This window comes from Acidovorax sp., from assembly GCF_046291265.1.
Lineage (GTDB): Bacteria > Pseudomonadota > Gammaproteobacteria > Burkholderiales > Burkholderiaceae_C > Acidovorax.
Map to the genome: position 1 here is coordinate 74,397 of NZ_JBKBTV010000015.1, position 12,180 is coordinate 86,576.

13 protein-coding genes and 1 pseudogene are annotated in these 12,180 nt (G+C 67.6%); 1 reads left to right on the top strand and 13 read right to left on the bottom strand.

Annotated elements, in window-relative coordinates; genetic code table 11:
- Positions 1-216 precede the first annotated feature (216 nt).
- The 10 genes from ACK41V_RS08315 to gspG all read right to left on the bottom strand — a co-directional run bounded on the left by ACK41V_RS08315 (position 217) and on the right by gspG (position 9,926).
- Positions 217-1,605 carry a GspE/PulE family protein gene (locus tag ACK41V_RS08315; protein WP_409780485.1) on the bottom strand — a complete coding sequence of 463 codons (1,389 nt, stop codon included), beginning with the start codon at positions 1,603-1,605 and terminating at the stop codon, positions 217-219.
- A gap of 13 nt (positions 1,606-1,618) precedes the next feature.
- Entirely contained in the window at positions 1,619-4,048 is a 2,430-nt protein-coding gene (gene gspD, locus ACK41V_RS08320) for a type II secretion system secretin GspD (RefSeq protein ID WP_409780488.1), read from the bottom strand.
- A gap of 4 nt (positions 4,049-4,052) precedes the next feature.
- On the bottom strand, positions 4,053-4,886 hold the full coding sequence (gene gspN, locus ACK41V_RS08325) for a type II secretion system protein N (RefSeq protein ID WP_409780491.1): 834 nt from the start codon (positions 4,884-4,886) through the stop codon (positions 4,053-4,055).
- Positions 4,887-4,970: 84 nt separating this feature from the next.
- A complete protein-coding gene (gene gspM, locus ACK41V_RS08330) occupies positions 4,971-5,528 on the bottom strand; it encodes a type II secretion system protein GspM (protein ID WP_409780494.1) in 558 nt (185 codons plus the stop codon).
- Positions 5,525-6,814: a type II secretion system protein GspL gene (gspL, locus tag ACK41V_RS08335; protein WP_409780496.1), complete on the bottom strand. Its 1,290-nt coding sequence runs from the start codon at positions 6,812-6,814 to the stop codon at positions 5,525-5,527. Before gspL ends, gspM begins: the two co-directional genes overlap by 4 nt.
- Before the next feature lie 83 nt (positions 6,815-6,897).
- Positions 6,898-7,890, bottom strand: coding sequence for a type II secretion system minor pseudopilin GspK (gspK, locus tag ACK41V_RS08340; protein WP_409780498.1), 993 nt, complete (start codon positions 7,888-7,890; stop codon positions 6,898-6,900).
- Positions 7,887-8,654, bottom strand: coding sequence for a type II secretion system protein J (locus ACK41V_RS08345; protein WP_409780501.1), 768 nt, complete (start codon positions 8,652-8,654; stop codon positions 7,887-7,889). Before ACK41V_RS08345 ends, gspK begins: the two co-directional genes overlap by 4 nt.
- Before the next feature lie 4 nt (positions 8,655-8,658).
- A complete protein-coding gene (gene gspI / locus ACK41V_RS08350) occupies positions 8,659-9,030 on the bottom strand; it encodes a type II secretion system minor pseudopilin GspI (protein ID WP_409780504.1) in 372 nt (123 codons plus the stop codon).
- Entirely contained in the window at positions 9,030-9,461 is a 432-nt protein-coding gene (locus tag ACK41V_RS08355; protein ID WP_409780507.1) for a prepilin-type N-terminal cleavage/methylation domain-containing protein, read from the bottom strand. The genes gspI and ACK41V_RS08355 overlap by 1 nt, the downstream gene beginning before the upstream one ends.
- 24 nt (positions 9,462-9,485) lie before the next feature.
- Positions 9,486-9,926, bottom strand: coding sequence for a type II secretion system major pseudopilin GspG (gene gspG, locus ACK41V_RS08360; protein WP_409780520.1), 441 nt, complete (start codon positions 9,924-9,926; stop codon positions 9,486-9,488).
- 75 nt (positions 9,927-10,001) lie between these two features.
- Between gspG and ACK41V_RS08365 the strand changes: the two genes are divergently transcribed.
- The gene (locus ACK41V_RS08365; protein ID WP_409780510.1) at positions 10,002-10,457 is read left to right on the top strand and encodes a type II secretion system protein N; all 456 of its coding nucleotides are present in this window, start codon (positions 10,002-10,004) and stop codon (positions 10,455-10,457) included.
- Here ACK41V_RS08365 and ACK41V_RS08370 read toward each other — a convergent pair.
- From ACK41V_RS08370 to ACK41V_RS08380, 3 genes and pseudogenes are all read right to left on the bottom strand, one after another.
- Complete coding sequence (locus tag ACK41V_RS08370; protein WP_409780511.1) at positions 10,447-11,055, bottom strand: histidine phosphatase family protein; 609 nt, start codon at positions 11,053-11,055, stop codon at positions 10,447-10,449. The two genes, ACK41V_RS08365 and ACK41V_RS08370, sit on opposite strands and share 11 nt — an antisense overlap.
- Positions 11,056-11,063: 8 nt before the next feature.
- The gene (locus ACK41V_RS08375) at positions 11,064-11,870 is read right to left on the bottom strand and encodes an adenosylcobinamide-GDP ribazoletransferase (RefSeq protein WP_409780514.1); all 807 of its coding nucleotides are present in this window, start codon (positions 11,868-11,870) and stop codon (positions 11,064-11,066) included.
- Positions 11,871-11,956: 86 nt separating this feature from the next.
- Positions 11,957-12,180, bottom strand: a pseudogene (locus ACK41V_RS08380) (threonine ammonia-lyase, biosynthetic); the annotation flags it as partial.

The window sequence follows — 12,180 nt, forward strand, 5'->3', positions numbered from 1 at the left end:
ACGGGCGAGTGGTGTTGTAGGAACAGGCCTACAAATGGGGCGCGTCTGCGCGGGTGGGACGGGTAGTTGACCGAAATTTTGAGTGTTTTTGGCCTCTAGCGCTTATCCAATAAGCGCTGGTAGCTATCAAAATAGTAGTCCTTGCCCGCCCCTGTCGTCACCCTTGCCTGCAACACCCAACAACGGGACCGCCTCGGCGAACTGGCTGGCAGGCGATCAGTCCCGCGTCACGCGCAGCACTTCTTCGCGGCTGGTGATGCCCGCAGCAATCAGTCGCTCGGCGTCTTCACGCATCAGCGCCATGCCGCCTGCAAGTGCTGCGGTGCGGATGTCGGCCTCGGAGGTTTTGTTGTGAATCTGCGCACGGATGGCATCGGTGGTCACCAGCAGCTCGAACACACCGGTGCGGCCGGTGTAGCCCGTCTGGCCGCACTGGTCGCACCCAGCGCCGTGGCAATGGCTGCAGTATTTGCGCACCAGGCGCTGCGCCAGCACGCCCAGCAGCGACGACGACAGCAGGAAGGGCTCCACACCCATGTCCGTCAAGCGGGTGACGGCACTGGCGGCATCGTTGGTGTGCAAGGTGGCCAGCACCAGGTGACCGGTGAGCGAAGCCTGGATGGCGATCTGCGCGGTTTCAAAGTCGCGAATTTCGCCAATCATGATGATGTCCGGGTCCTGGCGCAGGATGGCGCGCAGGGCCTTGGCAAAGGTCAGCTCGATCTTGCTGTTGACCTGCGTCTGGCCGACACCCGGCAGCTCGTATTCGATGGGGTCTTCCACCGTCATGATGTTGTTGCGCGTCGCGTCCAGGCGCCCCAGGCCCGCATACAACGTGGTGGTTTTGCCCGAGCCCGTGGGCCCGGTCACCAGGATGATGCCGTGCGGCTGGCTAATCAGGCCCTCGAAACGGCGCAGGGTTTCGCCCTGCATGCCCACGGCCTCCAGACTGAGCTTGCTTTCACTCTTGTCCAGCAGACGCAGCACGGCGCGTTCGCCATGGGCACTGGGCAGGGTCGACACGCGCACGTCGATGGCGCGGGTGCCCAGGCGCAGGCTGATGCGGCCGTCCTGCGGCAGGCGCTTTTCGCTGATGTCGAGGTCGGCCATGATTTTGAGGCGCGAGATCAGTGCTGCATGCAGCGCGCGGTTGGGCTGCACCACCTCGCGCAGCGAGCCATCCACCCGAAAACGCACGCTGGAGTGGCGCTCGTACGGCTCGATGTGGATGTCACTCGCGCCGTCGCGCGCGGCCTGCGTGAGCAGCGCATTGAGCATGCGGATGATGGGCGCGTCACCGGCGGATTCCAGCAAGTCTTCAACCGCGGGCAGCTCTTGCATCATGCGCGACAGGTCGGCATCAGACTCGACCTCGCTCACCACCGTGGCGGCACTCGATTCGCTGTGCGAATAGGCCGCGCTGATGCGCTGGGCCAGGCCGGGCGCATCCAGGGGCTGCATCTGCTGCACGGAGTGCTTGCGCAGCACTTCGGACAACGCCCCCGCATCGGGGCTGGGGCCGTGCCACAGCACCAGCTGGTGGCCGTCGTCCTCCAGCAGCAGCTGGGCGGTGCGGGAAACGGCGTAGGGCAGGGGGTGGCGCATGGGGGCGGGTTCCTCAGAGCACGCGGGGGCCGGGCACCGCCGCTGCGGCCATCCGCGCGACAGGGTCGGTGGGGGCGCTGCTCAGCGGTACGCCCGTGCTATTGGGCGGCATCGGGGTGGGCACCAGTTGCTGCATGGGCTGCGGCGGCACGGGTGTGGACACGGCGGGGGTCGCGGGCTGTTGCGGACCCAGCTGCTGCGCCGGTTGTACATACGGTGCGGGCGCTGGCCTTGCGGGCAAGGCGGGCAACACGGGCGCGCCAGACACCGAATTCATCATGAGGCTGGGCGCTGGCTGCGTGACCTGCTGCAGCGCGCGAATGGCTTCGTAGCGGTCCAGCATCAGGGCTTCGCTGGTGGCGTTGTCGCGCACCACGATGGGGCGCAGAAACACCATGAGGTTGGTCTTGTTGCGCGTGCGGTTTTCGCTGCGGAAGAGGCCGCCCACCACGGGCAGGTCGCCCATCAACGGCACCTTGTCTTGGCCCTGCGAGTAGCTGTCTTCCAGCAGGCCGCCAATCACGATGATGCTGCCGTCGTCCACCACCACGTTCGACTCAATGGAGCGCTTGCTGGTGGTGGGGCCGTTGGCGTTGCTGATGGTGGCCGGGTCGATCTTGGAGATCTCCTGGTAAATCGCCATCTTCACGGTGCCGTTTTCGCTGATCTGAGGGCGCACCTTGAGCATCAGGCCCACGTCCTTGCGCTCCACGGTGGTGAAGGGGTTGACGGTGTTGCCGGTGCCAGAATTGGCATACGAGCCGGTCACAAACGGCACGTTGTTGCCGATGATGATCTTGGCCTCTTCGTTGTCCAGCGTCATCAGATTGGGGGTGGAGAGCACATTGGCGTCGCCACTGTTTTGCAGAAAGTTGGCGAGGGCCCCCAGGTAATACTGCCCGTTGATGCGCGGCGCCAGCCCCAGGTTCAGCCCGTTGCCCAGGCCGGCGGCAGCCGTGCCGATGGCCGTGGTCGATCCCGAGGCGATCGCAGCCGTGATGCCCAGAATATTGGCACCTGCCTGGCCAGAGTTGGTACCGATCACGCCCACCGTGCCATCGCCTTGTTTGCCGAGAATGCCCTGCCACTGAATCCCGAACTCGGCCAGTTTGTTGGCCGAAACTTCAACGATCAGGCTTTCGACCAGCACCTGCGCACGGCGCCCGTCCAGTTTGTCGATCACGGCACGCAGTTGGCGGTACACCGGCTCGGGCGCCGAAATGATCAGCGAGTTGGTCGTCGGGTCGGCCTGGATCTGCCCGCCGGTGGAGGGCTGGTTGTTGTTGGTGCTGCTGGTGCCCATGCCGCCGCTGCTGCCGCTGCCCAGGCCCATGTTGCTGCTGGTGCCGGACGAGCCGTTGCTCGACAGGCCGCCACCCGTGCTCAGGCCGGTGCTGGTGGGGGTGCTGCTGGTGCCGCCCGCGCTGGCGGCGCCGCCGCCATTGCTGCTGCTGCCACCCATGGCCGCCATGGCTGCGCGCAAGGTGGTGGCCAGCTTGGTGGCGTCGGCGTTTTTCAGGTAGACCACGTGGATGTTGCCGTTGGCGGCACTGCTGCCGGGCGCGGGCGCCTGGTCCAGCTGGTCGACCAGTGCGCGCACCTGCGCCACGCGGGCGCGGTTGGCGGCGCGCAAGATCAGCGAGTTGCTGCGCGGCTCGGCGATCAAGGTGGTTTTGAAAGACGTGTCGGCCTGGCCCGGCGCTGCGGCGGGCGCGCCGGTGCCATTGCCACTGCCGCCGTCGATCAGGCGCGCGACCAAGGGCGCCAGGTCGGTCGCCACGGCGTTGCGCAGCGGAATCACTTCGACATCGCTGGCGTTGGACACATCCATCGCCGCCACGATGCGCGCCAGGCGCTGCAGGTTGTCGGCGTAGTCGGTGATCACCAGCGAGTTGTTGCCGGGGTTCACGTTGATGGTGTTGTTGGGGCTGATCAGCGGGCGCAAGACGGGCACCAGATTGGCCGCGCTTTCAAAATTGAGCTTGAAGATCTGCGTCACGATCTGCCCGCCGCCGGGCGCTGTGCCGGAGCTGCCCTGCACCACACTCACGCTGCCGCCCTGCAGCTTGGCGTCGGCCTCGGGCACCACCTTGTACAGCCCGGCCGATTCCACCACCGTGAAGCCCTGCAACCGCAGCGCGGCCAGGAACTGCTGGAACGCAGCGGCGGGTGTCACGGCGCGTTCGGTGACCAGGTTGATCTGGCCCTTGACGCGCGGGTCCACCACCACGTTGCGGCCGGTGATGGTGGCCATGGTGCGGGCCACGGCTTCGATCTCGGCGTTGGCAAAGTTCAGCGTGACGGGTTCGCTCTGGCGCACGCTGCCGGTGCGTGTGTCAATGGCGGTTTGAGCATGAATTTGGCCGCTAGCGCTTATCAGTAAAGCGCTGGTAGCTATTGTTTTGAGAGTGATTCGCAGGTGTGGAGCCAACAGGAAAGTCATAGATTCAACCCACGGTGATGATGGAGCGCGCGCCGCTGCGCCGTCCGATGATGTTCAGAAGATTGGACAGCGCGGCTTCGCGCTCGGGGCTGGCGCTGGCCTCGCCCGCAAACCGCAGGCGCTGGCCCACCCATTGGCCGGTGCCGCTCAGTTGCAGGTGTCCATCCAGCGTGCTGAGTGTGAGCGTGGGCACATCGCCCCCCTGCAGCGCCAGCCGGTAGCTGCCCATGGGGCGCAAGGTGGACAGGCGCGACGACATGGCCCGCGCATCCAGTTGTGCCTGGCCTGCCAGCACCATGCGGCCCGCAGCCCAGGTGGCTTCCAGCCCTTGTGTTTGCAGGGCCAGTTGGCCTTGGGGTTGCAGGGTGTTCCAGGGCGTGCCCAGGCCGGTCAGCAACGCTGCGGGCCATTGGCTCTGGCCGTCGGCGACTGCGATGCGCATGCCAGACCACTGTGCAAACACCTGCGCCTGCAAGGGCGCCGGGGTGCAGCAAGCGGCGTTCAACTGCACCCGCAGTCCCGTCCAGGTGGGGCGCAACTTCCAGTCCACGTGGCCGGGCAGGGCTGCGCGGTCCTGGCTGGCGGCGCCGCCGGTCAGCACCAGCTGGGCAGAGCCTGTCCACACCGTGCCCCGGGCCTGCTGCAGCAGCACTTGGCCGTTGGTGGCATGGGTGACGGCTTGGGTCAGCCAGTGTGCGGGCGCAAAGACCACCATCGCAGGCAACACCCCCAGCGCAGCCCCTGCCAACGCCCAGCCCCAGGCCGCGCGGGGTGCTGCGGTGGTGGGCAGGCGCGTGGCGCTGCGAGGGGTATGGCGGGTGCGGGTATTGAGGGCCACTGGCGAAAACGAGGTGGGGAACGGGGTGTGAAAAAAGTGCGGTGGGGTGGCAGGGCGGCGTTGAGCGATCGATCCGTGGCGTGTTCAGCGTGAGGCAGGCAAGGCCAGCACCAGCGTGCCGTCCCAGCGGGGCATGGCCACTACCGGGTTGCCCAGTGTGACCGGTGCTGCGGCATTGGGTGCTGCGGGGGCGGCGGCGCTGCGCGCCAGGCGGGCTTCCAACGGCGTGGCGCGTGCGTTGCTGCGGGCCTGGGCCAGCCATTGCGCCAGCGCATCGGCCGGGGCGCCCTTGAGCGTGACCGTAGCACGGTCGCCCACCACGTTGAGCTGTGCTGCGGTGCCCAGCCGCTGCGTGAGGGCTGAGCGCAACGCGCCCACGGCATCGCCGGGCGTGCTGCGGGGGGCGGACTGCAACTGCTGGGCCTCGGTTTGCAGGCTTTGCATGCGCTGCAACTGCGTGTCGAGCGCGGCGTGGCGGGCGGGTGCGGCGCGCAGCGTGGCCAGCGCAGGCGCCAGCGCCACCCACCACAGCAAGGCCACAGCGACGAGGCCCACAGCGGCGAGAACCAGGTTTTGCTCGCGCTTGGCCATGGCCTGCCAGCGTGCATGGAGTGCGGTGTTGCGTGTCATGGGGGTGGTCATGGGGCGCCCTCTGCGCGCAGCAGCAGGCTGCCATCGTCCAGCCGGGCGCGGTAGCCCGCGGCTTGCAGGCGTGCCGACAGGGCAGCTTCTTCGTCAGGCTCCAGTGCCACGCCGCGCAGGCGCAGTTCGCCGGGGGTGTATTCGATGCCCGTGGGCTGGCGGCCGTTGGGCAACGCGGCGCCTGCGGCGGCCAGCAGTGGCTCCAGGTCCCGTGCCGACACGCTGCCCGCGGCTTGCCGCAGCAGGGCCAGTTCGCGCTCCATTTGCACGGGCGCATCCACCACCACCTGCACTTGCGGAAAGGTCTGTGTCAGCGCATTGCGCACGCCCGCCTGTTTGGCGGCCAGCGACTGGCGTTCTTGCCAGGCCCAGGCATTGAGCCCCACCACGTGCGCCACCACCAGCAGCCCTGCGCCCCAGCGGGCCGCACGCCATTGCGGTGCATACAAGGCCGCGCTCATGGCGCTGCCCACCTTGCGCACCGCCCGCGTGCGGCCAGTGCTGGCCAGGTCGAACTGGGCTAGATCCCAGTCGCCGCGTGCGGCGTCCAGGGCTCGCTGGGTGCTGGTGTGCAGGGCAATCCGCTGGCCTTGCTGGCCCAAGGTGCGTTCGGCCAGCGCGGCCACGGCGGGCTCCGCGCGGACCATCAAGGCATCGTTTTCTTCGCCGCCCGCGCCCGAAGCGCCAGCAGGTGGCATGCCCGTGCGCGCCAGGGTCAGTGCCATATGGGTCAGGGGCAACACGGCCACGCCCTGCTCAGGGCCCTGGCCGGTGAGGACCACATAGGCTTCTTCCGGGGTGCCCAGTGCACACAGCTCAGGGCCGCCACTGGCGGTGGGGCCGGGCGCAAATTCGGGCACCACGCGCGATACGCGGCGGCCTGCGGCCTCCAGCGCCTGCAGGTTCTCGCGCAGCCAGGCGCGGTCACACACCGCCACCCACACGGGGCTGCCTGCGTGCGCGCCGGGCGCAATTGCAAAGTGCAGTTGCGCCGCATCGTCCAGCACACGGTCTTCCAGCAAACCCTCCAGCACCGACCGCAGGCGCGGCGTCTGCTGGCCAGCACCCAGTGGCAGCCCGGGCGGCAAGGACACCCGCTGCCACGACAGCGCGCGCGCTGGCACGACCGCGACGACTTCGCCACCGGGGCGTGTGGGCTCGGGCAGCAATGCCGCGGGCGCGGTGGCATGGCGAAGGGCGGTGTGGCCGTCCGCCGTCAGCGTGTAGCTGTACTCGGTAGCGGGCCCCGGGCGGGCGGGCGGCAAGAAAAGGATCAGGGTGCTCATGGACGGGTTTTGCGGGCCATTTTAGGGGGAGGGCGTGACCGTTTGGTAGGGCTGGGCGACAGGAGGGACCAGGGCGGTCCGCCTCACCGCTGCGCCCCGGGCATGGACTGGGCCGTGTCACGGTCAAACGCACCGCGCTCGCGCCACAAGGTGGTGACCTCGATGCCCTGTTTGCGCACCAGGGATCGCTCGTCCACCATCGCGTCGCCCAAGCGCAGGCGGCCACGTACTTCGAAGTAGGACGATGCGACGGCGTGGAGGCTTTCATTCACATCCACGCTCGCGCCCAGCAGCTCGCGCACTTCGCTGAGGGTGCGAAAGTGTCGTGCCTCCCGGGCCTGCAAGATCTTCTGGGCGCTGGCCATGTCCAGGCCTTCGATGGCGGCCATCAGCACGTCGACGTCGGCGGTGTTGAGGTTGACCGGCGCGCGCACAGGCAGCAAGGTGACGTGGGGCGCCAGTGCCGCCACCGTGGCAGGTGTCAGGCCCAGCCACCCCAGCTGGGACACCGTGGGCGGCATGAGCGGTGCCGAGCTGCTGTCGCTGCCCGCGGACGATTGCGCCTGGCGCAGGGCTTCCACCAGGGCACCGAGCTGTTGCGAGGGCAGGCCCAGTTGTTCGAACAACCGGGTGAACTGCCGCACGGCAACCGGCTGCGCCTGCCCGCCTTCGACGAGGTTGGTGATGTTCAGCCGCCCCTGCATATCGTTGATTTGCCCCGACAAGAATGCCTCGGTGGTGTCGGTGCTCGCATCGTCCACCTGCGACACGTTGCCTTCCGCCGCCAGAAACGTAGACAGGCGAGCCTCTTGCAGCGGCACCGCCCAGGGCTCGGCCAAGTGGTCAGCGCCGCCCGAGCGGCCATCTTCGCGCAGGATCAGCCGCGACCAGTCCAGCGCGCCGATCAATATCCAGGCCGACTGCACCTGGCCGCGCTCGGCAGTTTCGACCTCGACCGCGCGCCATTGCTGCCACATGGCCGACGCTGCAAAGGTGGCGACCAGCGTGACCGTAAGCATCGCCATCAGCAGCGCCGCGCCCACCTGGGCGCGCGACCGAGGGGACCATTTCTTCATGACCTGCCTCCCCCCAAGGTGGGTTTGACCCAGTCGCGGGTCAACTGCCCCGCGAGCGCCTGGCCGGGCGGCAAGGTGATTTGCAGGCGCACGCCATCCGGAATGGCCGCCGACGCATCGCCCTGCGGAGTGCCCGCACTCGACAGCGGGTTGGACCATGCCCCACCTCGGTAATAGAAGATCTGCCAGTCGGTGAGCGGCAGCAGCGTCACTTCAAAACGCCGCTCGTTGTCGCCCGGGCTGCTCGCCCACTGGGCGGCTTGCTGCCAGGCCTGCTGCCAATCGCTGCGGGTGCGCACGGGCGGTGACTGCCAGCGCAGCCACTGCCCCGTACCCTGGTTGTTGTTGCGGCGCGTCCAGGCCACCACCAGGGCGCCTTCGTCCGGCACCGCACTGCTGCGGCGCGTCATGCGTAGCACCTGACCGTCCCAGTCCAGCGGTGTGGTGTTGGCAATGGGCATCAACGCATCCAGGTCCGTGCCCCACTGACCCATGGCCGCCTGCAGCACCAGCATCTCATCGGCGCGCTGGCGCGTCTGCTCCTGCGCCCGCACCATCCCATCCAGCCCGCGCCAGCTCAGGATGGCAATCAGCGCCATCACACCAATGGCGACCAGCAGCTCGATGAGCGTGAAGCCGCGCGCGCCTCTGGTTTGTGAAACCGGCGCTGCGCCATCGCGAGGACGGCCAGCAAGGGCCGCCCCGCAGCAAAGGCCGTCGTCCCCCCCGAGGGGGGAAGGCGCGAAGCGACTCAGGGGGGCCATCTGGTCAATACCTTCCAATGATGGTCGAGATGCGCAAGATGGAGTTCTCACCATCCAGCACCTGTGCATCGATGCGCCGAAAGCTGGGGTTGGGCGTGGGCCGCACGATCATCGCGACGGTGAGCTGGCGCCCCGCCTGCTCGCAGGTTACGGCACTGTCGCCCACGCTGGGCATCTGGCGCGACAGCCGGGCTTTGACCAGTTCGTTCTCGGCACACAACTGGGCCAGCACGATGTCGCTTTGCCGCAGCGCATTGCGCGTGAGCGCGGTGGTGGCCTGCAGGCCCGCCATCAGCGCAATGGCCACGATGGCCAGCGCCACAAGGACCTCGACCAGCGTAAAACCGCGTTGGGGCGTCGTTGCCACAGCGGCCATCACTGCACCGACTCCACCGAGAAGGGCCGCACACCGTCGGTCGCAATGCGCAGGGTGCGGTCGGGGTGGGCCTGGTGGGTGATCAGCACTTGTTGCGGGCCGATGAGGGGTTCCGGGCCCAGTAGCAGCACGGCCTGCCCGCGCACGGTGGTGCCCGCATCCAGCCACTGGTTGGGCAGTGCGGCCTGCGCGCTGGGCGGCAAACCCTCAAACCGAAAACCTTGGGGCAGGGCGCGCCAGCGCACGGGAATGCCCCCGGCCCGTGACTGCGCCCGCGCCGATTCCAGCAGTGCCGCCAGCCGGGCCGCTTCACGCTCCAGTTGCGCCTGCCCGCCATCGCGCATCGCCAGGCCCACACCTGCGGTGGCCAAGGCCATGATGCTGACAACCACCAGCAACTCCAGCAAGGTAAAGCCGCGTGAGCGGTTCATGGACACCTGTCAGGCCGCAGGAAGCTATTGCCAACTGCCAATGTCCGCATCCTTGCCTTCGCCGCCCGACTGCCCATCGGCGCCGAAGGACATCACATCGATCTCGCCCTTGATACCGGGGCTCAGATATTGATAAGGACGGCCCCACGGGTCGTTGGGCAGTTTTTCAAGATACAGCTTCCAGTTGTTGGGCACCGGGCCGGAGGTGGGCTTGTTGATCAGCGACTGCAGGCCTTGCTCGGCTGTGGGGTAGCGCTGGTTGTCCAGGCGGTACAGCTTGAGCGCCTGCATGATGTTGGTGATGTCGGTGCGGGCTGCGGTGCTGCGGGCGTCGTCGGCACGGTCCAGCACGTTGGGCACGATGAGGGCGGCCAGGACGCCGATGATGACCAGCACCACCATCAGCTCGATGAGGGTGAAGCCCCGGGCGACGTTTTTTGCCAGGCGGTGGCGGGCGGAGCGCAAGAGGAGGGGAAGGGAAGTCGTGTTCACTGCAGGCGGTCTCTCGGATGGTCGAATCGCGTGAATCATAATCCCCGCATGGTGACCAATTCACACAGCAAATGGGGCGTACGCCTGGGGACTCTGGCCTTGTGGGCCGCCGCGGGCGCCAGCGTGGTGTTCTGGGGCATGCGACTGTCCGCCCCCGCAGCGGGCATGGCAGCGCCTGTGGCGCTGGCGGCCCCCGCAGCGCCCGACGCGCAGGCCCTAGCGCGTGCGTTGGGTGCGCTGCCCTCCGTGCCGGGTGCCGCTCCGGCCACACCGGTGGCGTCATTGGCCAGCCGGTTTTCGCTCATTGGGGTGTTGTCGGGCCGCCGCAGCGGTGGCGGCGCGGCGCTGATCGCGGTCGACGGCAAGCCTGCCAAGCCCTTCCGTCTGGGCGCCGAGGTCGACCAGGGGCTGGTGCTGCAGGCCCTGGGCCCACGCCAGGTACAACTGGGGGGCAGCATGGACGGGCCTGCCACGTTGACCCTGGACATGCCGCTCAAGAACTGATCGGGTTCCCGTTCAGGCTGCGGATCTCCCATTCGCCCCAAGCTGGGGCTGCCACCGGCCAGTCTTCTGGCTGAGGCGTGGCGCCTTCCTGGTCCTTCTTTTCTTGGGCTTGCAGCAACCAGGCCACACACCGCGCCACTCCCGCGTGGGTGATCCACACCACATCCTGCGTCGCCTCTTCTGTGCACTGGCGCCGCGCGTCGTGCAGAGCCAGTGACACGCGGGCGAGCATGGCGCTCAGGCGCTCGCCACCACCGGGTGCGTGGTAGGCGAAGTCGGCGGTCCAGGCGTCGATGGCTGGTTTGCCGATGTCGGCCCAGGTGCGCCCTTCCCAAATGCCAAAGTCCATTTCACGCAGGCGCGCGTCGGGTTTTGATGCCAAATCGGGCCTTAGCGCTTGTAGATCAAGCGCGAGTAGCTCACATCTTTGTAGCGTTGAGTGAAACACCAGCGCCCGCTGCGGCAAAGCGGCCGCCAAGCGCTCTGCCACCGCGCGGGTCGCCGCTGGGTCGGCCAGCACATCCAGCGCGCCGTAACAGGTGCCGGGTGCCACCAAGGGCTGCGCATGGCGCACCAGCCACAATCGGTGGGTGGCCATAGGGGCGCTCACATCCACCGCAGCGCCAGTGCTGCGCCCAGATAGAACCCGATTTCACTCACCTGCTGCGTAGCGCCCAGGCAGTCGCCCGTAAAACCTTGCAACCGGCGCGCAAACCAGCGTGCCATCCAGGTGGCGGCCAAGGCGCTGCAAAGCATGGATGCTACTAAATAAATAGCTGACTGCGCTTGCCAGACAAGCGCTAGCGGCATAAAACACCATAAAAGTGCCGCCACCAGCGCCCCGCCCGAGATCTGGTCCGCCAGCGGCTTGCTTTTGGACCGGGCGGTGTCGCCCACATGCGGCAGGCTGCGCACGATGAGCAGCGGCCAGAAGCGTGACACCACATGCGCCCCCACCAGCCCCGCCACGGCGGCCAGCAGGCTGTGGGTACCCAGCAGCGCCAACAGGCCGAGCTTGGCCAGCAGCGCCAGCACCAGCGCCATGGCCCCAAAGGCGCCGACGCGCGAGTCTTTCATGATGTCCAGCGCCCGTTCGCGGTCGGCACTGCCGCCCAGACCATCGGCCACGTCGGCCAGGCCGTCTTCGTGAAAACCGCCCGTCATCAGCACCGTGGCGATGGTGCAGAACACGGCGGCCACGAATGGGGCCAGCGGATTGGGTGCCAAGGCCCAAAACAGCGCAGCATAAACACCCGCCGCGAGCAACGCCGCCAGCCAGCCAATGCCCGGAAAGTGCGCCGCGCTGGCCCGCAGCATGGCGGGGCTGTAGCCGACCCATGCCGCCAGTCGACCGGTGACCGGAATGCGGGTGAAGAACTGCACGGCCAGCAGGTAGTGGCGCAGGGCTTGCATACAGGCTGGGCTGTTGATTTGTCAGATTTGATAGCTGCTAGCGCTTATGGGATAAGCGCTAGAGGCCAATTTGACTCATATTTTGCTTATTTGGACCGCAGAAACAGCCGGTAGGCCGGGTTCAGCGTTTCTTCCACATAGGGATAGCCCAGCGTGGCCAGAAAGGCGTCGAACGTGGCGGCGTCCTCGGGCGGCACCTGCATGCCGACCAGGATGCGGCCATAGTCCGCGCCCTGGTTGCGGTAGTGGAACAGGCTGATGTTCCAGGTGGGCTGCATCAGGCTCAAAAACTTGAGCAGCGCGCCCGGCC

Bases quoted from the DNA above. Each gene is read 5' to 3' on its own strand.
- gspK (WP_409780498.1), bottom strand. From the start codon at position 7,890: ATGAAGAAATGGTCCCCTCGGTCGCGCGCCCAGGTGGGCGCGGCGCTG.
- gspM (WP_409780494.1), bottom strand. From the start codon at position 5,528: ATGACCACCCCCATGACACGCAACACCGCACTCCATGCACGCTGGCAG.
- gspD (WP_409780488.1), bottom strand. From the start codon at position 4,048: ATGACTTTCCTGTTGGCTCCACACCTGCGAATCACTCTCAAAACAATA.
- ACK41V_RS08365 (WP_409780510.1), top strand. From the start codon at position 10,002: ATGGTGACCAATTCACACAGCAAATGGGGCGTACGCCTGGGGACTCTG.
- gspL (WP_409780496.1), bottom strand. From the start codon at position 6,814: ATGAGCACCCTGATCCTTTTCTTGCCGCCCGCCCGCCCGGGGCCCGCT.
- ACK41V_RS08370 (WP_409780511.1), bottom strand. From the start codon at position 11,055: ATGGCCACCCACCGATTGTGGCTGGTGCGCCATGCGCAGCCCTTGGTG.
- ACK41V_RS08355 (WP_409780507.1), bottom strand. From the start codon at position 9,461: ATGAACCGCTCACGCGGCTTTACCTTGCTGGAGTTGCTGGTGGTTGTC.
- ACK41V_RS08345 (WP_409780501.1), bottom strand. From the start codon at position 8,654: ATGGCCCCCCTGAGTCGCTTCGCGCCTTCCCCCCTCGGGGGGGACGAC.
- ACK41V_RS08315 (WP_409780485.1), bottom strand. From the start codon at position 1,605: ATGCGCCACCCCCTGCCCTACGCCGTTTCCCGCACCGCCCAGCTGCTG.
- gspI (WP_409780504.1), bottom strand. From the start codon at position 9,030: ATGGCCGCTGTGGCAACGACGCCCCAACGCGGTTTTACGCTGGTCGAG.
- ACK41V_RS08375 (WP_409780514.1), bottom strand. From the start codon at position 11,870: ATGCAAGCCCTGCGCCACTACCTGCTGGCCGTGCAGTTCTTCACCCGC.